The organism is Bradyrhizobium genosp. A (assembly GCF_049949275.1).
Classification (GTDB): Bacteria; Pseudomonadota; Alphaproteobacteria; order Rhizobiales; family Xanthobacteraceae; genus Bradyrhizobium.
In genome coordinates this window covers 4,500,093-4,522,441 of sequence record NZ_CP188196.1, presented here as the reverse complement: position 1 = coordinate 4,522,441, position 22,349 = coordinate 4,500,093, and the positions used below count along the sequence as shown (strand labels likewise).

Genomic DNA, 22,349 nt, shown 5'->3' with positions numbered 1-22,349 from the left:
ACTCGCATGCCTTAACTTGATGAATGTTAAGCGCTTTTCTCTAGATCGGACTGGCCCCGTCAGGTTCCTATTCATCGTAGCGTGAAGAGTGGCACGCGCGACCGCTCGCAACCGCCGGCAGTTTGAATTTCGGCGGGAACAAATCTGGAACAAATGTTCGCCCGATGCTATATGTGGGGATAACCGAGGGCGTGGCAGGCTGATCAGTGCTCGTAAGCGTATAGGGTCGGCCCAACAGGCAGCGCGGGCGCGCCTTTTCGAAATTCAGTGGCATTTGGAGTGGAGAGCGGCGATGGCGGGAAGCGTCAACAAAGTCATTCTGGTTGGAAATCTCGGCAAGGATCCGGAAATCCGCCGCACCCAGGACGGGCGGCCGATCGCGAATCTGAGCATCGCCACCTCGGAGACCTGGCGTGACAAGAATAGCGGCGAGCGCAAGGAAAAGACTGAGTGGCATCGCGTCGTGATCTTCAATGAAGGTCTCTGCAAGGTCGCCGAGCAGTATCTGAAGAAGGGCGCCAAGGTTTACATCGAGGGCGCGCTCCAGACCCGCAAATGGACCGATCAGAGCGGCGTGGAGAAGTACTCCACCGAGGTCGTGCTCCAGGGCTTCAACTCGACGCTGACAATGCTCGACGGCCGCGGTGGTGGCGGGGGAGGCGGCAGCTTCGGCGACGAGCCGGGCGGCGATTTCGGCTCCTCCGGTCCCGTCAGCAGCGCGCCGCGCCGTGTCGTGGCCGCGGGCACCGGTGGCCGCAACAACGACATGGACGACGACATCCCGTTCTGAGCCGGGGCGGGCGCTCAGTCGGGACTTTGCCGTGCTCGCGTAAAGCGGCAGGACTCCTTACCAATTGACTGGTGAAGCTCGGTTTTTCCGGGCTGGCATCATGTGCTGCCTCAAGCCTTTGACGAGTCGCGATGTGAATGGTATTAACTTTATGTTAATCCCATTCACATGGTCGGTTCCGACCAGAGGACGCCTCACATGAGCCTCGCGCCACTGCTTGACGCCGCTCCCGAGATCCCGTTGCACGCCTTCGCGGCGATGGCGGCTTTCGTGCTCGGCCTTGTCCAGTTCGCCGCGCCAAAGGGCACGCTGCCGCACCGTACGATTGGCTGGATCTGGGTGGCGCTAATGGGCGTGGTGGCGGCCTCGTCATTCTGGATCCACCAGATCCGGCTGGTCGGGCCGTTCAGCCCGATCCACCTCCTGTCGATCTTCACGCTGGTGATGCTGCCGCTGGCGGTGTGGCGGGCGCACACGCATCGCGTGACCGATCACCGTCGCATCATGATCTTGCTCTTCACCGGTGCCTTGGTGGTGGCGGGACTGTTCACGCTGGTGCCCGGGTGCATCATGCACCAGGTGTTTTTCGGGGCATAACGGGCGTTCCGGGTGGCTCGTTCCGGTGCTGTTGACGACGGTGGCGAGAAGCGCGTAAGTCTCTGGAAAAACAAACGGAAAAACCGCTTCCCAAGGGCTTGCAAGGGTGGTTATCAGGGCCCCGATGCGCTATATGATTCCCAGATAAAATTTCACCGGATTCCCCTTTGGCCGACGACGACAACAAGAAGCCCGGCGACGAGCCGGAGCGCTCGGATATTCGCCCCGTCTCCATCTTCGAGGAGATGAAGAAGTCGTATCTCGACTACGCCATGAGCGTGATCGTGGCGCGCGCGCTGCCTGATGCCCGCGACGGTCTGAAGCCGGTACATCGCCGCATCCTGTACTCGATGAACGAGCAGGGGCACACGCCCGACAAGAAGTACGTCAAATCCGCCCGCGTGGTCGGCGACGTCATCGGTAAGTATCACCCGCACGGCGACCAGTCGATCTACGACGCCATGGTCCGCATGGCGCAGGACTTCTCGATGCGCGTGCCGCTGATCGACGGCCAGGGCAATTTCGGCTCGGTCGACGGCGATCCCCCGGCCGCCTATCGTTACACCGAAGCGCGCCTGACCAAGGCGGCGCTGGCGCTGCTGGCCGATATCGACAAGGATACCGTCGACTTCCAGCCGAACTACGACAACAACGAGACCGAGCCGTCGGTTCTTCCGGCCAAGTTCCCGAACCTTCTGGTCAACGGCGCGGGCGGCATCGCCGTCGGCATGGCGACCAACATCCCGCCGCATAATCTCGGTGAGGTCATCGATGCCTGCGTCGCGTTGATCGACAACCCCGCGCTGACCATCGACGAACTCATCAATATCGTGCCGGGACCGGATTTCCCGACCGGCGGCGTCATTCTCGGACGGGCGGGCATCCGCGCCGCCTATCACCTCGGCCGCGGCTCGATCGTCATGCGCGGCAAGGTCGCGATCGAGACCATCCGCAAGGAGCGCGAGGCGATCATCATCACCGAGATTCCCTACCAGGTGAACAAGGCGACGATGGTCGAGCGCATCGCCGAGCTGGTCAAGGAAAAGAAGATCGAGGGCATCGGCGACCTGCGCGATGAATCGGACCGCGACGGCTATCGCGTCGTCATCGAGTTGAAACGCGACGCCGTGCCGGATGTGGTGCTGAACCAGCTCTATCGGTTCACGCCGCTGCAGACGAGCTTCGGCGTCAATATGGTCGCGCTCGACAGTGGCCGTCCGCGGATCATGCATCTGAAGGATCTGCTGGCCATCTTCGTCGACTTCCGTGAGCGGGTCGTCACGCGCCGCACCAAGTACCTGCTCGCCAAGGCGCGCGATCGCGCCCATATCCTGGTCGGTCTGGCGATCGCGGTTGCCAATATCGATGAGATGATCCGCGTCATCCGGACCTCGCCCGACCCGACCACCGCGCGCGACACCCTGATGTCGCGCGACTGGCCGGCGCGGGACGTCGAGGACATGCTGACGCTGATCGACGATCCGCGCCACCGCATCAGCGAGGACGGCACGATCCGGCTGTCGATGGAACAGGCGAGGGCCATTCTCGATCTGCGCCTTCAACGCCTCACCGCCCTTGGTCGTGACGAAATCCGCGACGAGCTCGACAAGCTCGCCGGCGAGATCGCCGATTATCTCGACATCCTGCGCTCGCGCGAGCGCGTGCTGGGGATCATCAAGACCGAGCTCGCCGAGGTGAAGGCCGAGTTCGCCACCCCGCGCCGCACCGTGATCATGGAGCAGGAAGGCGAGGTCGAGGACGAGGACCTGATCCAGCGCGAGGACATGGTCGTGACCGTGTCGCACGCCGGCTACGTCAAGCGCGTGCCGCTGTCGGCCTATCGGGCGCAGCGCCGCGGCGGCAAGGGCCGCGCCGGCATGCAGACCCGCGACGAGGATTTTGTCAGCCGCCTGTTCGTGGCCTCCACGCATACGCCGGTGCTGTTCTTCTCGTCCCGCGGCCAGGTCTACAAGGAGAAGGTCTGGCGTTTGCCGATGGCCGCGCCGAACGCGCGCGGCAAGGCGATGATCAACATCCTGCCGCTGGAGCAGGGCGAGCGCATCACCACCATCATGCCGCTGCCCGAGGATGAATCGACCTGGGCCAACCTCGACGTGATGTTCGCCACCACCGGCGGCAACGTCCGCCGTAACAAGCTGTCCGACTTCGTCGACGTCCGCCGCTCCGGCATCATCGCGATGAAGCTCGACGACAACGAGGCCATCGTCGACGTGCAGATCTGCACCGAGCGCGACGACGTGCTGCTGACCGGCGCCGGCGGCCAGTGCATCCGCTTCCCCGTCACCGACGTGCGCGTGTTCACCGGGCGCACCTCGATGGGCGTGCGCGGCATCGCGCTTGGCGAGGGCGACAAGGTGATTTCGCTGGCAATCCTGCGCCATGTCGAGACAACTTCGGACGAGCGCTCGGCCTACCTGAAGATGCGCCGCGCCGTCGCTGGCGAAGCTGCGACGGAAGAGGCCGGAGCCGAAGCCGAGGTCGAGGAAACTTCCGGCAGCTTCCAGCTCCCGCAGGAGCGCTATATCGAGATGTCGGCGGCCGAGCAGGTCGTGCTGACAGTCTCCGTCAACGGCTATGGCAAGCGGACCTCGTCCTACGAGTACCGCACCACGGGCCGCGGCGGCAAAGGCATCGTCGCCATGAGCGTCAACAACCGCAACGGCAATCTGGTGGCCTCATTCCCTGTGGAGGACGCCGACCAGATCATGCTCGTCACCGACAAGGGGCAGCTGATCCGCTGCCCGGTCGAAGGCATCCGCATCGCCGGCCGCTCGACCCAAGGCGTGATCGTGTTCGACACCGCCGAGGACGAGCACGTCGTCTCGGTCGAGCACATCACCGAAGAGGCCGAGAGCGGCAATGGCGCGAATGGAGAGCAGGCGAATGGCGAATAGGGGCTCACCCATTCGCTATTCGCCGCCTAACATGCGCTAAATCTCCAGCTCCGTGCCGAACTCCACGACCTGCTTGGTCGGCACGCCGAAGAACGCCGCCGAGCGTTCGGCGTTGCGTTGGAGGAAGGCGAACAGGCCTTCCCGCCAGACCCACATGCCCGGAATGTCCTCGCTCGGGATGATGGTCTCGCGGCCGACATAATAGGTGATGTCGGAGAGATCGATGCCGGGCAATTTGCCCTGGCGGCAGGCGAGCGTCAGTCCCTCATAGATCGTCGGGTTCTGCATGAAGCCGTAATGCAGGATCACGCGGGTGATGCCGGGGATGATCTCGATCACCTCGTTCCGGTCCTGGTCGGCAACATGAGGCAGCTCCTCGATCAGCACGGTAACGAGGATGATGCGTTCGTGCAGCACGTGGTTGTGCTTGACAAATTGCGTCAGCGCGAGCGGCACGCCGTTCGGTGCGGATGCCAGGAACACCGCAGTCCCAGGCAGCCTTGCGCTGCACTTGTTTACCGCTGTCTCGATCAGGTCTTCCTCGGGTTGACGTAGCTTTCCGCGCGCGGCCTCGACCAGCTTCACACCGCTGCGCCAGGTCAGCATCAGGAAGGCGACGATGGCTGCGAGCAGCAGCGGAAACCAGCCGCCCTCGAACAATTTGATCGAGTTGGCCGAGAAGAAGATGACGTCGATCACGAAGAAGAAGCCGTTCACGGCCACCACCAGCCAGGGCGAATAGCCCCACTGGATCGCGACCAGCGCTGCGAGCAGCGTGGTGATTGCCATCAGCAGCGACACCGCGATGCCATAGGCGCCAGCGAGCGCGTCCGAGGTGCCGAAGCTGAGCACTGCGCCGAGGGTAGCTGCAGCGAGCAGCCAGTTCACCAGCGGCACATAGATCTGGCCGATCGCAGTGCTCGTGGTGTGGCGGATCTGCATGCGCGGCAGGAAGCCAAGCTGGATCGATTGCTGGGTCAGCGAGAACACGCCGGAGATGATCGCCTGCGAAGCGATGACGGTTGCAACCGTCGAGAACGCGACCAGCGCGTAATGCAGGGCGTCGGGGCAGAGCTGGAAGAACGGATTTTCGATCATCGTGGGATCGGTGATCAGAAGCGCGGCCTGGCCGAAATAATTCAGCACCAGCGCCGGCAGGCAGATCGCGAACCACGCAAGCCGGATCGGCAGGCGCCCGAAATGCCCCATATCGGCATACATGGCTTCACCGCCGGTCACGGCGAGGAACGCTGCGCCGAGGATCGCGAAGGAGACGTGAAAGTCCTGATGGATCAGGAAGTCGAAGGCATAGAGCGGGCTGAGCGCGGCCAGCACCGCCGGCGCCTTGATGATGCCGTGGATGCCGAGCACGGCCAGCACGACGAACCAGGCCAGCATCACCGGCCCGAAGATGCGGCCGATGAAGCCCGCACCCTGCCTCTGCATCATGAACAGGCCGACCAGGATGACGATGGTGATGGGCACGACCGCCGGCGCGAGCGAGGGTGCGTCGACCTTGAGGCCTTCGATGGCTGAGAGCACCGAGATCGCCGGCGTGATCGCGCCGTCGCCATAGAGCAGCGCCGCGCCGATCAGGCCGACCACCAGGAGATGCGCGCGCCAGGTGCCGGGCTGGGCGTGACGGGCATGCAGCAGCGCCAATAGCGCGACGATGCCGCCTTCGCCGCGATTGTCCGCACGCAGGATCAGCAGCGCATATTTTAATGAGATGATCAGCAGCAGCGCCCAGAGGATGAGAGAGGCAACGCCCAGGACGGCCTCGGGAGTCACCGTGCCGCCATGGGCGGCCGCCTTGGCGGCTTCCTTCAGGGCATAGAGAGGGCTGGTGCCGATATCGCCATAGACCACCCCCAGGGCGCCCATGGTCATGGCAATCGGCAGAGGGTCGGGGTGATGGCCGGAAGCGACTGCGGGCGTACTGGACAAATGCGATCCCTCAATGGGATCGCGCCCGTCGGGCCATTCCGAGGGGCGCGAGCGTCACTCAGTCTGCGACGAGACGCCGCAAATATCCATGGGATTTTATCTAGCGGTTCATGACACCAAGCTGACAGACCGCCTACGGCGTGCGGTCTACCGTCACAAAGCGAGCGACGCGAATGTCAGCCTTGGTGCCGGCGCGGCGCAGGCAGGAGGCCTCGAAGTTCGGCCAGGCCTGCTGCGAACAATCGCGGCCGATGGTCTTGATGTCGAGCCGGTCGCTCTTGGCAAGCGGCTGCGGCACGCTGGCCTCAACGGTGGGAGCAAAACCAGGCAGCAGGGTGAGGGCGGTAGCAACACACGCAGCAATAGCGATCGCTGAAAGAGCCTTGATCATTTTGACGGTCCCCTGTGATGCGGCCGCTACGCCCAGTGTGCGGCCTGTCATTCGTTGGCTGGATTAGTAACCATGACCAGTTTCCGGACGTCTTCGCCGACGCCGGAAATGGTTTCGTTCGCACCCGGTTTTGTTTCGTGGACACCCCCAGGACGAAACAATCCGGGCCCTTCCGACAGGGGACTGGCGGAAAAACCGGCAGGAAACCGACAAGGAACCTGTCCGGCTTGCCGGGCCGGGCCGGGCGCGGTAGGAGGTGGCTATGCCGCGCATTGCCTTCTATCCGGGTTCCTTCGACCCCATCACCAACGGCCATCTGGACGTGGTCCGGAACAGTGTTTCCCTGTGCGACCGGCTGGTGGTCGCGGTCGGGGTCCATCCGGGCAAGAAGCCGCTGTTCTCGACCGAGGAGCGGCTCAAGATGCTCCATGACGTTTGCGGCCCGGTGGCGGCCCAGGCCGGCTGCACCCTCGAGGCCGTGACCTATGACGATCTAGCAGTCGCCGCGGCGCGCAAGTTCGGCGCGACCATCATGATTCGGGGCCTGCGCGACGGCACCGATCTTGACTACGAGATGCAGCTCGCCGGCATGAACGGCACCATGGCGCCCGACGTGCAAACCGTCTTCCTGCCGGCCTCCCCCGTGGTCCGCCCGATTACCGGCACATTGGTGCGGCAGATCGCTGCCATGGGCGGAGATATCTCGGCCTTCGTTCCGCCGCTCGTTGCATCCCAGCTCAAGGCAAAATTCGCCGGATAGCGGCGCGCTTTTTCATCTCACCTGATCCGGAGTTTCCATGATCCGTCGTCTCGCAATTCTTGCCACGATGTTCGTCGCGCTGATTGGCGCCGTCCCGGCAACGGCGCAGCAGCTGCCGGCCAATCTCGACAAGGCCAACGCGCTCGTCATCGACACCACCAAGGGCCGCATCGTCATCAAGCTCAGGACCGACCTTGCGCCGCAGCACGCCGAGCGCCTCAAGCAGCTCGCGCGCGAGGGCTTCTACAATAACGTTCCGTTCCACCGCGTGATGGACGGCTTCATGGCTCAGACCGGCGACGGCCAGAACGGCAACGGCACCGGCGGCTCGAAATATCCGAACCTGAAGCAGGAATTCTCCAAGGTGCACTTCGCCCGCGGCATCGTCGGCATGGCCCGGCGCGGCGACAGCGTCGATACCGCCAACTCGCAGTTCTTCATCATGTTCGCCGACGGCGGCAGCCTTGATAACCAGTACACCGTGGTCGGCGAGGTCGTGCAGGGCATGGACGTGGTCGACAAGCTGAAGAAAGCGCCGGCCGGTTCGCCGAGCGGCAGCGTCACCGATCCCGACAAGATGGTGAAGGTGCAGGTCGCCTCCGACATCAAGTAGGAGAGGCTCATGGCGCGCCGCGGCGACAGGCTCCTGTTCGCTGCAGCAGTGCTGCTGTTCGGCGCTTGCGGCGCCTCCGCAGAGGACGCGCCGGTCAACACCATCCAGGACATCTTCCAGCACTTGCGGACCTGCTGGAAGCCGCCGCCGCCGGCTAAGGCTCGCCCTATCGACATCACCGTCGTCGTGAGCTTTAACCGGTCCGGAAACATTCTGGGCCATCCGAGGATTACCTATGAATCCGCGGAGGCCTCCGACAGTGACCGGCTGCAATACCGGATCGCGGTGATGGAGGCGTTGCAACGCTGCACGCCGATGCCATTTACCGATGCAATGGCCGGCGCCGCCGCGGGACGTCCATTCGCGATCCAGTTCCGTAACCGGAAGACTTCACCCCCAACGCAAGAGAGACGAGCATGAGCGCCACCGAAAACACATTGATTCTCGAGACCACGCAGGGTCCCGTTACCATCGAGATGCGGCCTGACCTGGCGCCTGGCCACGTCGCACGCATCAAGGAGCTGGTCCGCGAAGGCTTCTACGACGGCATCGTGTTCCATCGCGTAATCGACGGCTTCATGGCGCAGACCGGCTGCCCGCACGGCACCGGCACCGGCGGCTCGGGCCAGAAGCTGAAGGCCGAGTTCAACAAGGAGCCGCATGTGCGCGGCACCACCTCGATGGCGCGCGCCGCGAGCCCCGATTCCGGCGACAGCCAGTTCTTCATCTGCTTCGACGACGCCCGCTTCCTCGACAACCAGTACACGGTGTGGGGCAAGGTGACCGAGGGCATGGAGAACGTCGACAAGATCAAGCGCGGCGAGCCGGTGCAGAACCCCGACAAGATCGTCAAGGCGCGGATGGCGGCCGACACGGAATAAGCACTCAACCCTCATCCTGAGGAGCGCGGAACGCGCGTCTCGAAGGATGAAGGCCCCACTGCTGCGGCTCGGCCTTCATGGTTCGAGACGGCGCTAACGCGCCTCCTCACCATGAGGGTCAGGCTGTGTCGCGCCAGGCCCGCTCATGCGCACCGATCTCTTCGATTTCGATCTGCCGCCCGAGCGCATTGCGTTGCGCCCTGCGCAGCCGCGCGACTCCGCCAAGATGCTGGTCGTGGAGGGTGGCGCGCTGCGCGACCAGATCATTGCCGACCTGCCGCGCTGGCTGAAGGCCGGCGACCAGGTCGTCGTCAACGACACCAAGGTGATCGCGGCGCAGCTCAAAGGCCGCCGCATCGGCCGCGAGACCGAGCCGAAGATCGAGGCGACCTTGATCAAGCGGCTCGACGGCTCGCGCTGGCAGGCGCTGGTGAAGCCGGCGAAGAAGCTCACAGCCGGCGACCACATCCGCTTCGGCAATGAAGGCAAGGTCTGCCTGCTCGGCCATCTCGATGCCGAGGTCGAGGCCAAGGGCGGCGAAGGTGAGGTGACGCTGTCATTCTCGTTCCACGGCCCGGCGCTCGACCAGGCCATCGCCGATCTCGGCAGCCCGCCGCTGCCGCCCTACATCGCTTCGAAACGTACGCCTGACGGTCAGGATCTCGCCGACTACCAGACCATGTTCGCGGCCAATGAAGGCGCGGTCGCCGCGCCCACCGCAGGCCTGCACTTCACGCCTGCGCTGGAGCAGGCGCTCAGTGCACGCGGCGTCGGCATCAACCGCATCACGCTGCATGTCGGGGCAGGGACCTTCCTGCCCGTGAAGGTTGACGACACCGACGGCCACAAGATGCATGCAGAGTGGGGCACGATCTCGTCCGAGACCGCGGACCGACTCAACACCGCACGAAAAAACGGCAGCCGCATCATCGCCGTTGGCACCACGTCATTGCGGCTGCTGGAAAGCGCAGCCAGCGCGGACGGCATCATTCAGCCGTTTACGGCCGAGACCTCGATCTTCATCACGCCCGGCTATCGCTTCCGCGCGGTCGATGTCCTGATGACGAATTTTCATTTGCCGAAGTCGACGCTGTTCATGCTGGTGTCGGCGTTTTCGGGGCTGGAGACGATGCAGCGGGCCTATGCGCATGCGATCGCGAACGGCTACCGGTTCTATTCGTACGGGGATGCGTGTTTGTTGTTTCGGGCAGTCCCGTAGGGTGGGTTAGTCTTACTGAGTCATTCGGCCGCGCCCGCGAGTTAGCCGTAAGGCGTAACCCACCACTTCTGCTTCTGCGGTCAAAGACAGTGGTGGGTTACGCCGAGCAGATGCGCTTCGCGCATCTGCAGAGCTAACCCACCCTACGCACCTCTTCCGTTACGCCATCACCCGCTGCGGCAACAGCTCCGCGATCTGCACCGCGTTGAGCGCAGCGCCCTTGAGCAGCTGATCGGCCGCCACGAACATCGAGATCGAATGCCCTGAGGGATCGCTGAGGTCCTTGCGGATGCGGCCGACCAGGACGTCGTCCTGGCCCGAGGCGTCGATCGGCATCGGAAAGTAGTTCTTCACGCGATCGTCGACGACCGTCACGCCCGGGGCCTGCGCCATGATGGCGCGAACCTGGTCCTCGGCGATCGGCTTCTCGCATTCGAAGGTGATGGCCTCGCAATGGGCGCGCAGCACCGGCACGCGGACGCAGGTGACGCCGATCGCGATCTTGTCGTCCTCGAAGATCTTGCGGGTTTCCTTGATGACCTTGGTCTCTTCGTCGTTGTAACCGGTCTCGGGGTCGATCGCCGTGTTGTGATTGAAGAGGTTGAAGGCGTAGGGGTGCGGCATCACCTTGGGCGTATAGACCTGCCCGTTGAGGTTGGCGCGCGTGGATTCGACGAGCTCGTCCATCGCCGCGGCGCCGGCGCCGCTTGCCGCCTGGTAGGTCGAGATGATCACGCGCTTGATGCGGTTCGTCTGATGGATCGGCCAAAGCGGCACCAGTGCGGTGATCGCAGCGCAGTTCGGGTTGGCAATGATGCCCTTGTGATCCCTGATGCGGTTGCCGTTGACCTCGGGGATCACCAGGGGCACGTTCGGGTCCATCCGGAAGGCGGAGGAATTGTCGACGACGACAGCGCCGGCCTTGACCGCGATTGGCGCGAACTTCTTGGATATGCCGCTGCCCGCGGAGAACAGCGCGATGTCGACGCCCTCGAAGGCGCGCTCGGTCAGCTCCTCGATGACGACGTCCTGGCCACGGAACGATACCGTCTTGCCGGCGGAGCGGGTGCTGGCGAGCGCCTTGAGCTTGCGGACACGAAAGCCGCGCTTGTCCATGGTGGCGATGAATTCGGCGCCCACCGCACCGGTGACGCCGACAATTGCGACGACTGGATCGTTACTCACTGTGTCCTCCATTGAGATCGATTTAGACAACAAAAAAGCCCCGGACCATCATGGGCGGGGCTTCGGCAGAGCTGATGCGTTTTAGTCGACGACTACGCGCGCACGCCTCCCCGGGCCCCGAAGGCCGTGGTGGTTTTGGTCGTGCGTTTGGTGGTCGTGAACATGGTGGCGACTTATGCGGGAGAGTCTTGCGCCCGTCAATGGCTTTTAGGCGGGATTGTGGCCTGCGCTACTTGCCCCGGACGCCCGGCGGCTCGAGGAGGACCTCCTTGAGGTCGTCGCCGCTGATGACGACGATCGCGAAATTGAGCCGGCCGCGGTCGCGCACCAGACCGCCGCTGATGGCCTTGCCCGACGCCGCCTGCTCGGCGACGCGCACCGCATCCGCCAGGCGATGCCGGATGGTGCCGAGCGCCGCGAGATTGCTGCGATCCTCATGGTCCAGCTGGGCCAGGGGCAGGGCAGCTTCGCCGCCCACGAGCTCGCCGGTCGCGGCGTTGATGGTTTGGCGCCAGATCCGGTCGTTGTGCAGGGTCTTGACCCGGTACACCGGCACGCCCGAGCCGCCGTCGAAGCTGATATCCGCGGTCGTCGCGCCGGCATGACGGGCTTCCGCAATCGCCATGGCCTGGCTGATTGAGATCGACGAACTGCGGAAGCATTCGATCTCGCGGCTGACGGCCTGGCGGTCCGCCGCGGCGTCCCCATCTGTCTCGTTGTGGAGGGCAGTGGGTGTGCTGCCCGCCGAGACGATCGCGCGGGCCGGCGCTGCGACGAGCAGCCCCGACAGGGCGATAGCCAGCAACCCGTACATCCCTGGTGTCGATGCGTTCATGGTCCAAACCTTCGCCCAGCACGTCTTGGGCCAGCAAGTCTGCCGGATGTTCGTAAAGAAATCGCGGCCGACCATGGGCAACGGCCGGCCGCGGAGCGCTGTGACGGGCTGTACCCGTCGCGGCGATCTGAGCGATCCGGACCTCTTTTGGGGCTGGTGAAAAAAGTGGCCCGCACCGCTCTATAACAATACCATACCGTATCGTTTTGTTTCGGTCAACGGAACGGCCCTCGTCCGCAGGGGACAGATCGCCAGTCTCACGGAAATGTCAGCGGGAGGGGCGGCGCCGTCGGACGGTTTTTGGGGTGCTCTGGACCCGGTCGGCGGGTCCGAGCGCGCCGGCCAGGAACAGCTTGATCGCCGCGCGCATCCGCTTTTCGGCGGCTTTGAATTCCATCGGCGTGCCGAACGTCGCCATGCGGTGAGTGTGGCCGACGACGACGTCGAGGAACACTTCAGCCGCGATCGTGGTGTCGTCGACATCGAGCGCGCCTTGCGCCGCCAGATGGTCGAAGAAGCGCGCGGTGGTTGCAACGGCCTTCAACCAGCCTTCTTCCTTGCCGAGCTTGGCGATGTCAGGGAAGTTGATGGCCTGCGACGTCATCATGCGGCTGAAGGCCATGGCGTCGGGCCCGCAGGTGAAATTGAGCATTTCGCGCCCGATCTCCACCAGCCGCTGCTCGACCGAAATGTCGGACGAGCTGCCGAGCTGCGTCTCGGCTGCAGCCGACAGCGGCGCAAGCCAGCGCGCAATCTCGCGCCTCAGCACCGCTGTGAACAGCCCGCGCTTGTCGCCGTAACGGGAATAGACGGTCGGCTTGCTCACGCGAGCCGCTTCCGCCACGGCGTCGAGCGAGGTTGCGTCAAAACCGCGGTCGAGAAACAGGCGGGTGGCAACCTCGATCAGCCGCTGATCACGCTCGAGCGCAGCACTCTTGGTCGGCCGGCCGCCGCGCGATTTCGAGGCCTCGCGCCGAGGTGCTGCCGTTCTTGCCCTGGTCGCAGCCAATCCCATGCCCAATGATATGCCCAATGATTCCTGCGCGATCGTGACGATGGTCGTTGATCTATAACGCGCAGCGGCGGGGGCGTCATCGCGAATCTGGCCGAATTGTCCGTATCGTCAACGATCCCGGTACGACGCCGTTCCGCCGCGCGGACCTCACGGCATCCGCGAGGTCCAGGCCTGGCCGCCTGCCGCTTTCTCGTATCCGTACTGATACAGCGCCCGCATATAGCCGGTGTCGAAGCCTTCGGACGGCGGCGCCGGATAATCGCGCTCGATGTAGGAGAGATGGAAGCCGAGGTGGTTGCGCTGGGCGAAATCATAGGTCGAGAAGATGATCGAGCGCGTCTGCGATTGCGTGATCGAGGACAGGCTGCGTGAGGCGACATCGATCGTGCTGTTGGCGACGAGCTCGAAGTTGCGTTCGATCTTCTTGTTGACGAGGATGTAGATGTCCATCTTCGCGTTATCAGGCAGGCGTCCCTGGAACAGCAAAGCTTCGGGCAGCGTCAGCACCGGGGCGGTCACGCCGCCGTCGACATGCATCTCCTGAAATTTGCGGCCCTGGCCTTCGGCCTCGATCAGGATCGGCGGAAACACCAGGGGAATGCTGGCGGACGCCGCCATCACGTCGCGAAACAGCTTTAGCGCCTCGGGTGTGCCGACCGCGGCGATCTTGCCCATGTCCCAGATCGCGGTGCGCTGGGTGTCGAGATCGGTGGTGACGACCAGCAGCCGTCGGCCCTTGGCGTTCTCGCGGGCGACCTGTGCCATGATCTCCGGCCCGACATAGCGCGCGACCAACTCGCGCAGCCGGGTATTGCCGAACAGTCCGGAGCCGAACAGCACGCGGATGATGCTGGGATCGTTCAGCAGGCTTTCGGCGATGCCGCTGGTGTAGAGCTCTCGAAGCGTGTCGTCATATTGCGATCCGAGGAAGGCAAAGGGCGCGATCAGGCCGCCGGTGCTCACACCCGAGACGACGGAGAATGTCGGGCGGTTACGCGCCGCGGTCCAGCCGTTCAGCACGCCGACGCCATAGGCGCCGTCGGCACCGCCGCCTGATAGCGCCAGATAGGTTCTCCTCCCGGTCACCTTGTCCTGCTCGAAGCTCAACTTCGTGATGGGCTCGTCGGCGTAGCGCCGCAGGCCGTCGATATCGAGCACGCGCGAAGCACTCGCATCGGCCGCCGTATAGGGCGTGCGGGGGAGCGAGGTGCACGCGGCGAGTGCCAGGCTGCACACGAGTGCCAGCGACCTGATCAGGCGGGTGCCTGTCCGCCTTGTCCAGCCATCCGAGGAGGCGGACATGTTGGTCGAACACGTGGGGAGGGGCATCTGTCGGTGGCTGACGATCACGCATCTATGGGCGCCGGCAATTTGCCGCGGCATCTCGTCCAGCCCCCACTATTAAACTATACTGTATCGTTTTGTTCATCAAGCGTGACCTGTATCACATCCGCGTCAGCGGTGTCCCAGTCTGGGGCATCGCGGTCCGGGCGGGTTGATCGACATGTCCCGACAAGCAATAAGCACCGCCATGAGTCTTCCTGATACTGGCTTACCCAATCATTTCGAGCTGCTCGCCACCGATGGCGCCGCGCGCACCGGCCGCCTGACCACACCGCATGGCGTGGTGCGGACCCCCGCCTTCATGCCGGTCGGCACCGCCGGCGCCATGAAGGGCATGCACTGGCGCGAGGTGCGTGACGCCGGCGCCGACATCGTGCTCGGCAATACCTATCATCTGATGCTGCGTCCCGGCGCGGAGCGCATCAGCGCGCTCGGAGGCTTGCAGCGGTTCACCGGCTGGAACGGGCCGATGTTGACGGATTCCGGCGGCTTCCAGGTGATGTCGCTGGCTGACTTACGCAAGGTCAGCGAGCACGCCGTCACCTTCCGATCGCATATCGACGGCGCCAAGGTCGAGCTGTCGCCGGAGCGCTCGATCGAGGTGCAGCGCCTGCTCGGCTCCGACATCGCGATGCAGATGGACGAATGCGTGCGGCTGCCGGCGGAGCGCGACGATATCGAGCGCGCGATGCGGCTGTCGCTGCGCTGGGCCGAGCGAAGCAAGCGCGCCTTCGAGCGCGCGCCCGACGGCTATATGCTGTTCGGCATCGTGCAGGGCGGCGACATCCCGCAGCTGCGCCATGCCAGCGCGCAAGGCCTCGTCGAGATCGGCTTCCACGGCTATGCGATCGGTGGCCTTGCCGTCGGCGAGCCGCAGGCGGTGATGCTGGCGATGATCGACGAGACCGCGCCGGCGCTGCCGGCCGACCGGCCGCGCTATCTGATGGGCGTCGGCACGCCCGATGACATTCTCGAGGCGGTGAAGCGCGGCGTCGACATGTTCGATTGCGTGATGCCGACACGCAATGGCCGCCATGGCGTGGCCTTCACGCGCTTCGGCCAGGTCAATCTGCGCAACGCGCGCCACGCCGACGATCCGCGTCCGCTCGACGAAGAGAGCTCATGGCCGTCGGCGCGCAATTACGCGCGCGCCTACCTGCACCATCTCGTCAAGGCCGGCGAGACGCTGGGGGCGATGCTGCTGTCCGAGATCAATATCGCTTACTACCAGTTCCTGATGCAGGGCATCAGGGACGCGATCGCACACGGAACGTTCGACGAGTTCTATCAGCGTACGCGCGAGGACTGGGCGAGGGGCGATATCGCCCCGCGTTAATCAGTTGCACACGATCCGCTGCTTGACGGAGTGCTTGGTGACGAAGCCATAGCCGCAAGTGTCGCAGGTCCAGAGATAGCTGATCACGTGGTCCGAGACGTAGGCGGAGGCTTCGGCGGCGACCATGGAGTCGGCGCAGACGGGACAGGTGGGCAACTCACTGCAACGCGGATCGCGCCTTGGTGCGACGGTCGACAACACTTCAGCGGCTGCTGACATCGTGGTGACCTCCCTGCTTCGAGACGTAAGTCTAACATAAGCAGAATCAGTTGACGAGGTCGCAACACAAATGCGTTGATTTTCTGCTAATTGCAGCTCACGCGGTTTTGCGATGCAGCGTACTTAACATGTGCGGCATTGTCGCTTGCGTGTCGCCACAAGCTGTCCGTAGCTGCGCAATCGCTGCAAAAGAAGCGCAAATTGTCGTCACAGGGAGTTCATCATGGACGCATCGTCCGAGAAGGCTGCAAAGACCAGTGCACCGCACCAACCCGGCCGCGGCCGGATCTATGATTCGATCGTCGAGGCTTTTGGCGACACGCCGATCGTGCGCCTGCGCCGGCTGCCGGGCATGCACGGCGTCGATGCGACCATTTTGGCGAAGCTCGAATATTTCAATCCGGCCGCGAGCGTGAAGGACCGCATCGGCGCGGCCATGATCATCGCGATGGAGAAGGCCGGCATCATCAAGCCCGACACCGTGCTGATCGAGCCGACCTCCGGCAATACCGGCATCGCGCTCGCCTTTGTCGCGGCCTCGCGCGGCTACCGGCTGAAGCTGGTGATGCCGGAATCCATGTCGATCGAGCGGCGCAAGATGCTGGCGTTCCTCGGCGCCGAGCTGGTGCTGACGCCGGCCGCGCAGGGCATGAAGGGTGCGATCGCCGCGGCCGAAGAACTTCTGAAGACGACGCCGAACTCGGTGATGCCGCAGCAGTTCAAGAACCTCGCCAATCCCGACGTGCATCGCCGCACCACCGCGGAGGAGATCTGGAACGATACCGCCGGCAATATCGACTTCTTCGTCGCCGGCGTCGGCACCGGGGGCACCATCACCGGTGTCGGACAGGTCCTGAAGCCGCGCAAGGCGTCGCTGCGCGTGGTTGCGGTCGAGCCCGAGGAGAGCCCGGTGCTGTCAGGCGGCCAGCACACGCCGCACAAGATCCAGGGCATCGGCGCGGGCTTCGTGCCCGACATTCTCGATCGCTCCGTGATCGACGAGATCGTGAGGATCAACTCAACGACGGCGATCGAGACCTCGCGGGCACTGGCGCGGCATGAGGGCATCCCGGGCGGCATCTCCTCCGGTGCTGCGATCGCCGCAGCGCTCGTGATCGGCAAGCGGCCGGAAGCTGCGGGAAAAACCATCTTGGCTATAGTGCCGTCCTTCTCCGAGCGGTATCTTTCGACGGCTCTGTTTGAAGGAATCTGAGAGATGGCGGATCAACCGAGGCGGCCGCGCACGCTTGGCGATGCGCGGTCGGAGGCCGAGGCGGCGTTCAAGAAAGTGACGGCCAAGGTCGTCGTAGCGCCGCCGAAGCAGAACGTGGCGCCGGGCATCAAGGAGCAGGTCACACTGCGGATCGACCAGGACGTCCTGGAGCATTTCCAGGCGGGTGGCCCCGGTTGGCAGGACCGCATCAACGAGGCGCTGCGCAAGGCTGCGGGGAAGTAAAGCGCCAACTCCCCATGGTGAGGAGGCGCGTCAGCGCCGTCTCGAGCCATGACAGGCCCCGCTGCTGCATCCGGGCCTTTCATCCTTCGGCGCTTGCTTCGCAAGCTCCTCGGGATGAGGGGCGACCAACGAAAAAGCCCGGCGCGAGCCGGGCTCTTGTATTTGGGGATATGATCTCGTCTCAGCGGCGGAACATGCCGCCCATCATGCCGCCGACGACGCCGCCCATGAAGGCCGCGCCGGCATCGCCGCCGCCGCCGCGATGGCCGCCACCACCGCCGCCGCCGCTGCTCGCGGGAGCGGCGCGCCGGGCCGGCTTCGGGCTGTCATCGCTCGCGGTCGTCGTCGACGCCACGATCTCGGAGAGCAGGGCCTTGTGCTGGAGCTTGTTGAGGAAGCCCGTCGACGGATAGCCGCGGGCGGCCTGCCAGCGCTTGAGCACCGTGCGGGTCTCTTCGTTGAACGCGCCGGTCACCTTGGTGTCGAAGCCGAGCCCGTTGAGGCGGCGCTGTACGTCGCGGCGCTGGCCCTTGTCGAGGCCGATCTGGTCCTCTGTAAGCTGGCTGGCGTCATCGGTGAAGGTGGCGGGATCGACGCCGGCATTGAGGTTGCGGGTCGTGGTCGATGGACCGTTCTGGATCGCGGCAAGCCGCGCCAGGGCCAGCGCCTTGAACTGGCCGTTCGGATAGGCCGAGAGGTAGGCGTTGAGTTCTTCCGGCTTGTTGGTTTCCTTCACCGAGCGCCAATATTCGAGCTCGACACCGTCGGAGCTACTGCTGGCAGCCGCCGCCGGCGAGCTGCTCGAGGCGGTCGGCGCCGCGTTGGCGACCTGCTGGCTTTGCTGCGCCGGGTTGAGATAGACGGCGCCGATCAAGTTGGTGTGGCCCCAGGGCAGCTGACCCTTGTGGGTCTCCTCATTGACCTGGGCGCGCACCGAGGTCATGGCCTGCTGGATCTCGACGCCGGGCTTGGTGATGTTGTCGATCAGCGCACGGGTGAACGGGCTGTTGTTGCCCTCTTGGCCATCAAGCGCGGTCTGGCCGGGACCGGTCGCGAACGCGATCAGCGTACCTTCGCCGGACTTCATCTCGGCAAGGCCGCTTTGCACGTTGACGCTGCGGGTTGCCGAGTTCGACTTGATCTTGGCGGCGAAGGGATTGTCGCGGCAGGCGTCGAGGAAGACCAGCTTGACCTTGGCGTCGCCCATGGTCTGGTCGAGAGTCAGGTCGATGTTGATAGCGGCCCCTAACTTCACGTCCATCTCCGACTTGATGTCGGCATCGACGGGCAAGAGATAGTTGCTGCCGCTGACAGCGATGCCGTGACCGGCATAATAGAACACCGCGACATCGGAGCCCTGTGCCTTGCGGCCGAAGTCGAGCAGCTTCTCTGTCATCTGGTCGCGGGTGAGGTTGGACCCTTCGATCACCTCGAAACCGACATTGCGCAGCGTCGATGCCATCGCCTTGGCGTCGATCGGCGGGTTCGGCAATTGGGCGACGTTCCTGTAGGCGCCGTTGCCGACGACGAAGGCGACGCGGCGGTCGGCCTTGGCGGCACTGACCGACAGCGCCATGCACATCAGCGAAACGATGATGGTGAGAGTGCGCATCTGAAATCCCCAACAGAATCGAATGACAGGCAGCAACAAATTGGCGTCGAATTTACACGAAAGCGACCGGCTTCGCGCTAGCAAAACGACAGTTCGCCCAACTCATCCAATCCGCTGCTCTGTGACCGAGTGTGCACGATGGCATGCCCCACCAACGTGATCCAAATCACGCTCGACCACTCCGATTTGTCGCGTGAGATGGTGGCGCGGTTCACTGCGCGCGGGCGGGAATCGGGGCGGGCGACTTCAAATTCAGGACGGTGTTGTGCTCATCGGTGCGGGGCAGGAGATCGAGCCTGAGGGGAGGCCGCTATCGGCGACATCACGGCCGTTTGCAACGGCCAAATCTGCGAGTGCAGCGATGCAAGGCGGCGTGCTAAGGCATCACAGATCAACAAGAAAATCGGGAGATCTCCGCTCATGCGCATCTTGCAGCCGGCCGAATGGAAGAAACCGCGTGGCTTTTCACACGGCGTGGTGGCGGAGGGGCCGGGCCGCTGGGTCGTGCTGGCCGGGCAGACCGGCGGCGACGAGGCCGGCAATTACGAGCCTGAATTGGCGGCCCAGGTTGCGACCGCGCTGAAGCGGATCATCAAGCTTCTCGCCGAGGCCGGCGCCGGCCCCGAGCACATCGTGCGCCTGACCTGGTATCTGACCAGCCGCAGCGAATATGAAGCCGCAGATGTCGGCATCGGCGCGGCCTGGAAGGAGACGCTCGGACGTAATTTCCCGCCTTCGACGCTGCTCTATATCGGCGGCCTCGTGGACGACCGCGCGAAGGTCGAGATCGAGGTTACGGCGTTCGTGCCTAACGCATAAAAAAATCGATCCGGCGAGGTCGCCGGATCGATTGTCGTGTCACCGTACTGTCTTATCTCGACATCGTGATGTTGGCGCCGCGGAATTGGCTGTCCGCGCGGATGGTGACGGTCTGCTTGTTGCCGCTCGTCCTCAGCGCAATGTTGGCGTTGAAGCTGGCGGCCGAGGCCACCACCTCAAAGTTTCCACCGCCACCACGCCCCTGCAAGGAGCCGCTGATGTTGCGGCTCGCCTCGCTCCAGCTTCCGGTGATGGCGCTGCCCTCGGCCTTGACGTTGGCGCCGAGGTTGAACTTGTAGGCGTCGCTGGCGCAGGTCAGCGACATTTCCATGGTGGGGCCGATCGGCGCATATTTCGCCCGGCAGCGGATCCGTTCGGTCGATCCGTCATCGAGAACGACCGTGCCGCCGCCGCTCCACGTGCCCGCCATGGGCGCGAACGGGCCGGCCTGGGCCTTGCTCTCCGAGCTGGCGGCAGCTGTCACAAACAAAACCGCGGCCGCCATGAGCAGCCGCCGGTTGAGGAGGTTCGTCCCGAATTGCTTATTGGCGCGATGCTTCCCATCGCCCGCTGCACGGTATGCCTGCAGATGCTCCATTCCACTTCCCCGATCCGGCGTTGCCGCTGAGTTGACCGTTGGCATATGCACCATTGATCGAAACTTTCACAAGACCCCCACTGCCGATGGTGCCGGAAACGTTAGCGCCGGGTGCGCTGATCTTGCCGTCGGCAACCGTCAGCATCGAGCTCGCGCTCGGCTCGCAGGAACCGGTCTTGGTCACGATGGTGACCTGCCAATTGCCGTCATACGGGGTCTGGGCGAGCGCGGGAGCGGCGGTAATGACTGAAGCGGCACAGAACGCCGCGATGCGACCAAAACGCATGAATTCCGTCCTTGAATTTGTCTGATATGCTGACGCTTATTCGGGCGAAATGTGACGGAAATTTGTTGCGATGCCAAACCGAAAATTGTTCCTGTGGGAACAATGGTTTATTTGCGTTCTTCGCTTCAATTTTTGAAACAAAATCAATGCGGCCTCACGTTAATCGTTAACGTCGGGAGCGACTCACGTCAGGAAAGGCTTGGCGCCAAGGTTGCGAACTGCTCGTCCTGCGCCTTGGAGGGCAGCGCCTTGTGGACCTTGGCGTAGTCGATCACGTCGGCGAGCAGCTTGAGGCCGAGCGGAGCCAGCGCACGCTCCCAGAGCTCACGGGCGGTCTCGCCCTTCCTGACGAAGCACCAATCCTGGGCGGCGATGGCGCCGGCGTCCATGCGGTCGGCGAGATGATAGATCGTGCCGCCGGCGATCGGATCGCCTTCCTTGATGGTCCATTCCACCGCGGCCTTGCCGCGATGGCGCGGCAGCAGCGAGGGGTGATAGCCGATCCCGCCAAACTTGGCGGCGGCCAGCGCGTCCTTGCCGATCCGGGCGTGGCTGTGGGCGGTGATGATCAGGTCGGTGTCCGGGGCGATCTCGGAGGCCACCACCAGCTTGGGATTGGCCTGCACCACCACCTCGATGCCGGCGGCCTTGGCGGTCGCGGCCAGGCGGTCGTCCGCGTCGGCCACCACGACCCGCACGACCCCGACGCCGTGCTCGCGGAGCATGTTCAGGGTGGTCACGCCGAAGTGGCGGGAGCCGACGAGGGTAATGCGCATGGGTGTCCGATCCGTCTCGCAGCTGCGTCATCCCCCGATAAACACGTCAGGCCGCCCTGTCACCACCCGCGCGGCGTTTGCTCCGGTTATCAACAATGCGTCCGCTGCGGGGCTGCGACGAACTCCACGATTGCACAGCGGCCCGCTCCGGTGTTTCCATGGGGAGATCCCGAGGCTCGGAGCGAGCGAATGCGCAGCGCATGGTTTCTTCTCGCCGCACTGATCGCGGCAACCCCGGCCCATGCCGGCGGGCCGTATCCGGCGGTGCCGCCCGAAATCGGCGTGGCGCCCTTCATCGGCCCGACCTGGGACGCTTATCGCTGTACTGACGGGGTGCCCTATAATTTTTACCACGGCGCCTATTACGGCGAGGAGCCGCCGGCGATTTATCGCGGCTATGCCTACAGGCCGTACTACCGCTACAGTGCCTATCGCAGATGGCCGCGGGCCTATTTTTGCGTCACCGACTAGCGTTGCCGTACGGCCACGGTCAGACAGCAAGTGGTGGATGCGCCGGTTCCTGTGTCTGAATTCCGACAGAGCGACGTCGCCCCGTGCGGTTAGAATGGCTCGTACCGGGGCTGGCGATATTTCATTCCGGATCCATTTTCGAACCCGGCATTGGCCGCTGGCGCAAATGCCAGCGGCTTTTTCATGCCGCGCCTCGTGGAAATCATCAAACGGTAACGCGTTCTCAACCTCGCTGTCGTATCGACGAAACCGTCGCGGATTTGTATTGCGTACCGCGACACCAA

The 22,349-nt window shown here is 64.1% G+C and carries 24 protein-coding genes; 13 read left to right on the top strand and 11 right to left on the bottom strand.

Going from position 1 to position 22,349, the window contains the following annotated elements; genetic code table 11:
* Positions 1 to 292 precede the first annotated feature (292 nt).
* The 3 genes from ACP2YP_RS20990 to gyrA all read left to right on the top strand — a co-directional run bounded on the left by ACP2YP_RS20990 (position 293) and on the right by gyrA (position 4,302).
* Entirely contained in the window at positions 293 to 790 is a 498-nt protein-coding gene (locus ACP2YP_RS20990) for a single-stranded DNA-binding protein (RefSeq protein ID WP_426418269.1), read from the top strand.
* Positions 791 to 988: 198 nt separating this feature from the next.
* Positions 989 to 1,387, top strand: a complete 399-nt coding sequence (locus tag ACP2YP_RS20985; RefSeq protein ID WP_426418268.1) for a DUF2306 domain-containing protein — start codon at positions 989 to 991, stop codon at positions 1,385 to 1,387.
* 167 nt (positions 1,388 to 1,554) lie between these two features.
* Positions 1,555 to 4,302, top strand: a complete 2,748-nt coding sequence (gyrA, locus tag ACP2YP_RS20980) for a DNA gyrase subunit A (RefSeq protein WP_426418267.1) — start codon at positions 1,555 to 1,557, stop codon at positions 4,300 to 4,302.
* A gap of 36 nt (positions 4,303 to 4,338) precedes the next feature.
* On the opposite strand, the gene ACP2YP_RS20975 is transcribed toward gyrA, so the two are convergent.
* Positions 4,339 to 6,192, bottom strand: coding sequence for a potassium transporter Kup (locus ACP2YP_RS20975; RefSeq protein ID WP_426426214.1), 1,854 nt, complete (start codon positions 6,190 to 6,192; stop codon positions 4,339 to 4,341).
* Between the two features lie 190 nt (positions 6,193 to 6,382).
* Positions 6,383 to 6,640, bottom strand: coding sequence for a hypothetical protein (locus ACP2YP_RS20970; protein ID WP_426418266.1), 258 nt, complete (start codon positions 6,638 to 6,640; stop codon positions 6,383 to 6,385).
* Positions 6,641 to 6,902: 262 nt separating this feature from the next.
* Between ACP2YP_RS20970 and coaD the strand changes: the two genes are divergently transcribed.
* The 5 genes from coaD to queA all read left to right on the top strand — a co-directional run bounded on the left by coaD (position 6,903) and on the right by queA (position 10,113).
* On the top strand, positions 6,903 to 7,400 hold the full coding sequence (gene coaD / locus ACP2YP_RS20965; protein ID WP_426418265.1) for a pantetheine-phosphate adenylyltransferase: 498 nt from the start codon (positions 6,903 to 6,905) through the stop codon (positions 7,398 to 7,400).
* 37 nt (positions 7,401 to 7,437) lie between these two features.
* The gene (locus ACP2YP_RS20960) at positions 7,438 to 8,013 is read left to right on the top strand and encodes a peptidylprolyl isomerase (RefSeq protein WP_426418264.1); all 576 of its coding nucleotides are present in this window, start codon (positions 7,438 to 7,440) and stop codon (positions 8,011 to 8,013) included.
* A 9-nt stretch (positions 8,014 to 8,022) separates the two neighbouring features.
* Entirely contained in the window at positions 8,023 to 8,433 is a 411-nt protein-coding gene (locus tag ACP2YP_RS20955) for a hypothetical protein (protein ID WP_426418263.1), read from the top strand.
* The gene (locus ACP2YP_RS20950; RefSeq protein WP_426418262.1) at positions 8,430 to 8,894 is read left to right on the top strand and encodes a peptidylprolyl isomerase; all 465 of its coding nucleotides are present in this window, start codon (positions 8,430 to 8,432) and stop codon (positions 8,892 to 8,894) included. Before ACP2YP_RS20955 ends, ACP2YP_RS20950 begins: the two co-directional genes overlap by 4 nt.
* Before the next feature lie 145 nt (positions 8,895 to 9,039).
* A complete protein-coding gene (gene queA, locus ACP2YP_RS20945) occupies positions 9,040 to 10,113 on the top strand; it encodes a tRNA preQ1(34) S-adenosylmethionine ribosyltransferase-isomerase QueA (protein WP_426418261.1) in 1,074 nt (357 codons plus the stop codon).
* A gap of 159 nt (positions 10,114 to 10,272) precedes the next feature.
* Here the strand turns inward: queA and ACP2YP_RS20940 are convergent, their stop codons facing one another.
* The 4 genes from ACP2YP_RS20940 to ACP2YP_RS20925 form a co-directional block, all read right to left on the bottom strand.
* Positions 10,273 to 11,310, bottom strand: coding sequence for an aspartate-semialdehyde dehydrogenase (locus ACP2YP_RS20940; RefSeq protein ID WP_426418260.1), 1,038 nt, complete (start codon positions 11,308 to 11,310; stop codon positions 10,273 to 10,275).
* A 217-nt stretch (positions 11,311 to 11,527) separates the two neighbouring features.
* Positions 11,528 to 12,133, bottom strand: coding sequence for a PepSY domain-containing protein (locus ACP2YP_RS20935; RefSeq protein WP_426418259.1), 606 nt, complete (start codon positions 12,131 to 12,133; stop codon positions 11,528 to 11,530).
* A 268-nt stretch (positions 12,134 to 12,401) separates the two neighbouring features.
* The gene (locus ACP2YP_RS20930; RefSeq protein WP_426426213.1) at positions 12,402 to 13,148 is read right to left on the bottom strand and encodes a TetR/AcrR family transcriptional regulator; all 747 of its coding nucleotides are present in this window, start codon (positions 13,146 to 13,148) and stop codon (positions 12,402 to 12,404) included.
* 147 nt (positions 13,149 to 13,295) lie between these two features.
* Positions 13,296 to 14,450: a patatin-like phospholipase family protein gene (locus tag ACP2YP_RS20925; RefSeq protein WP_426418258.1), complete on the bottom strand. Its 1,155-nt coding sequence runs from the start codon at positions 14,448 to 14,450 to the stop codon at positions 13,296 to 13,298.
* A gap of 229 nt (positions 14,451 to 14,679) precedes the next feature.
* On the opposite strand from ACP2YP_RS20925, the gene tgt reads away from it, so the two are divergent.
* The gene (gene tgt / locus ACP2YP_RS20920) at positions 14,680 to 15,828 is read left to right on the top strand and encodes a tRNA guanosine(34) transglycosylase Tgt (RefSeq protein ID WP_426418257.1); all 1,149 of its coding nucleotides are present in this window, start codon (positions 14,680 to 14,682) and stop codon (positions 15,826 to 15,828) included.
* On the opposite strand, the gene ACP2YP_RS20915 is transcribed toward tgt, so the two are convergent.
* The gene (locus tag ACP2YP_RS20915; protein WP_426418256.1) at positions 15,829 to 16,047 is read right to left on the bottom strand and encodes a hypothetical protein; all 219 of its coding nucleotides are present in this window, start codon (positions 16,045 to 16,047) and stop codon (positions 15,829 to 15,831) included.
* Between the two features lie 223 nt (positions 16,048 to 16,270).
* Here ACP2YP_RS20915 and cysK point away from each other — a divergent pair, with 223 nt between their 5' ends.
* Both cysK and ACP2YP_RS20905 read left to right on the top strand, forming a co-directional pair.
* Entirely contained in the window at positions 16,271 to 17,260 is a 990-nt protein-coding gene (gene cysK / locus ACP2YP_RS20910) for a cysteine synthase A (RefSeq protein WP_426418255.1), read from the top strand.
* 3 nt (positions 17,261 to 17,263) lie between these two features.
* Complete coding sequence (locus ACP2YP_RS20905; RefSeq protein ID WP_426418254.1) at positions 17,264 to 17,503, top strand: BrnA antitoxin family protein; 240 nt, start codon at positions 17,264 to 17,266, stop codon at positions 17,501 to 17,503.
* A 181-nt stretch (positions 17,504 to 17,684) separates the two neighbouring features.
* On the opposite strand, the gene ACP2YP_RS20900 is transcribed toward ACP2YP_RS20905, so the two are convergent.
* Positions 17,685 to 19,115 carry a caspase family protein gene (locus ACP2YP_RS20900; protein ID WP_426418253.1) on the bottom strand — a complete coding sequence of 477 codons (1,431 nt, stop codon included), beginning with the start codon at positions 19,113 to 19,115 and terminating at the stop codon, positions 17,685 to 17,687.
* A 420-nt stretch (positions 19,116 to 19,535) separates the two neighbouring features.
* Between ACP2YP_RS20900 and ACP2YP_RS20895 the strand changes: the two genes are divergently transcribed.
* The gene (locus tag ACP2YP_RS20895) at positions 19,536 to 19,934 is read left to right on the top strand and encodes a RidA family protein (RefSeq protein ID WP_426418252.1); all 399 of its coding nucleotides are present in this window, start codon (positions 19,536 to 19,538) and stop codon (positions 19,932 to 19,934) included.
* A gap of 52 nt (positions 19,935 to 19,986) precedes the next feature.
* Here the strand turns inward: ACP2YP_RS20895 and ACP2YP_RS20890 are convergent, their stop codons facing one another.
* The 3 genes from ACP2YP_RS20890 to ACP2YP_RS20880 all read right to left on the bottom strand — a co-directional run bounded on the left by ACP2YP_RS20890 (position 19,987) and on the right by ACP2YP_RS20880 (position 21,594).
* Positions 19,987 to 20,532, bottom strand: coding sequence for a hypothetical protein (locus tag ACP2YP_RS20890; protein ID WP_426418251.1), 546 nt, complete (start codon positions 20,530 to 20,532; stop codon positions 19,987 to 19,989).
* Positions 20,477 to 20,818: a hypothetical protein gene (locus ACP2YP_RS20885; RefSeq protein WP_426418250.1), complete on the bottom strand. Its 342-nt coding sequence runs from the start codon at positions 20,816 to 20,818 to the stop codon at positions 20,477 to 20,479. Before ACP2YP_RS20885 ends, ACP2YP_RS20890 begins: the two co-directional genes overlap by 56 nt.
* A gap of 188 nt (positions 20,819 to 21,006) precedes the next feature.
* Positions 21,007 to 21,594, bottom strand: coding sequence for a formyltransferase family protein (locus tag ACP2YP_RS20880; RefSeq protein ID WP_426418249.1), 588 nt, complete (start codon positions 21,592 to 21,594; stop codon positions 21,007 to 21,009).
* Between the two features lie 189 nt (positions 21,595 to 21,783).
* Here ACP2YP_RS20880 and ACP2YP_RS20875 point away from each other — a divergent pair, with 189 nt between their 5' ends.
* Positions 21,784 to 22,065 carry a hypothetical protein gene (locus ACP2YP_RS20875; protein WP_426418248.1) on the top strand — a complete coding sequence of 94 codons (282 nt, stop codon included), beginning with the start codon at positions 21,784 to 21,786 and terminating at the stop codon, positions 22,063 to 22,065.
* Positions 22,066 to 22,349: the final 284 nt, after the last annotated feature.

What these genes read in the sequence shown, in the direction of transcription:
- ACP2YP_RS20990 (WP_426418269.1), top strand. Translation starts at nt 293, where the DNA reads ATGGCGGGAAGCGTCAACAAAGTCATTCTGGTTGGAAATCTCGGCAAG.
- ACP2YP_RS20985 (WP_426418268.1), top strand. Translation starts at nt 989, where the DNA reads ATGAGCCTCGCGCCACTGCTTGACGCCGCTCCCGAGATCCCGTTGCAC.
- ACP2YP_RS20975 (WP_426426214.1), bottom strand. Translation starts at nt 6,192, where the DNA reads ATGACCATGGGCGCCCTGGGGGTGGTCTATGGCGATATCGGCACCAGC.
- ACP2YP_RS20970 (WP_426418266.1), bottom strand. Translation starts at nt 6,640, where the DNA reads ATGATCAAGGCTCTTTCAGCGATCGCTATTGCTGCGTGTGTTGCTACC.
- coaD (WP_426418265.1), top strand. Translation starts at nt 6,903, where the DNA reads ATGCCGCGCATTGCCTTCTATCCGGGTTCCTTCGACCCCATCACCAAC.
- ACP2YP_RS20960 (WP_426418264.1), top strand. Translation starts at nt 7,438, where the DNA reads ATGATCCGTCGTCTCGCAATTCTTGCCACGATGTTCGTCGCGCTGATT.
- ACP2YP_RS20955 (WP_426418263.1), top strand. Translation starts at nt 8,023, where the DNA reads ATGGCGCGCCGCGGCGACAGGCTCCTGTTCGCTGCAGCAGTGCTGCTG.
- ACP2YP_RS20950 (WP_426418262.1), top strand. Translation starts at nt 8,430, where the DNA reads ATGAGCGCCACCGAAAACACATTGATTCTCGAGACCACGCAGGGTCCC.
- queA (WP_426418261.1), top strand. Translation starts at nt 9,040, where the DNA reads ATGCGCACCGATCTCTTCGATTTCGATCTGCCGCCCGAGCGCATTGCG.
- ACP2YP_RS20940 (WP_426418260.1), bottom strand. Translation starts at nt 11,310, where the DNA reads ATGGAGGACACAGTGAGTAACGATCCAGTCGTCGCAATTGTCGGCGTC.
- ACP2YP_RS20935 (WP_426418259.1), bottom strand. Translation starts at nt 12,133, where the DNA reads ATGAACGCATCGACACCAGGGATGTACGGGTTGCTGGCTATCGCCCTG.
- ACP2YP_RS20930 (WP_426426213.1), bottom strand. Translation starts at nt 13,148, where the DNA reads ATGGGATTGGCTGCGACCAGGGCAAGAACGGCAGCACCTCGGCGCGAG.
- ACP2YP_RS20925 (WP_426418258.1), bottom strand. Translation starts at nt 14,450, where the DNA reads ATGTCCGCCTCCTCGGATGGCTGGACAAGGCGGACAGGCACCCGCCTG.
- tgt (WP_426418257.1), top strand. Translation starts at nt 14,680, where the DNA reads ATGAGTCTTCCTGATACTGGCTTACCCAATCATTTCGAGCTGCTCGCC.
- ACP2YP_RS20915 (WP_426418256.1), bottom strand. Translation starts at nt 16,047, where the DNA reads ATGTCAGCAGCCGCTGAAGTGTTGTCGACCGTCGCACCAAGGCGCGAT.
- cysK (WP_426418255.1), top strand. Translation starts at nt 16,271, where the DNA reads ATGGACGCATCGTCCGAGAAGGCTGCAAAGACCAGTGCACCGCACCAA.
- ACP2YP_RS20905 (WP_426418254.1), top strand. Translation starts at nt 17,264, where the DNA reads ATGGCGGATCAACCGAGGCGGCCGCGCACGCTTGGCGATGCGCGGTCG.
- ACP2YP_RS20900 (WP_426418253.1), bottom strand. Translation starts at nt 19,115, where the DNA reads ATGCGCACTCTCACCATCATCGTTTCGCTGATGTGCATGGCGCTGTCG.
- ACP2YP_RS20895 (WP_426418252.1), top strand. Translation starts at nt 19,536, where the DNA reads ATGCGCATCTTGCAGCCGGCCGAATGGAAGAAACCGCGTGGCTTTTCA.
- ACP2YP_RS20890 (WP_426418251.1), bottom strand. Translation starts at nt 20,532, where the DNA reads ATGGAGCATCTGCAGGCATACCGTGCAGCGGGCGATGGGAAGCATCGC.
- ACP2YP_RS20885 (WP_426418250.1), bottom strand. Translation starts at nt 20,818, where the DNA reads ATGCGTTTTGGTCGCATCGCGGCGTTCTGTGCCGCTTCAGTCATTACC.
- ACP2YP_RS20880 (WP_426418249.1), bottom strand. Translation starts at nt 21,594, where the DNA reads ATGCGCATTACCCTCGTCGGCTCCCGCCACTTCGGCGTGACCACCCTG.
- ACP2YP_RS20875 (WP_426418248.1), top strand. Translation starts at nt 21,784, where the DNA reads ATGCGCAGCGCATGGTTTCTTCTCGCCGCACTGATCGCGGCAACCCCG.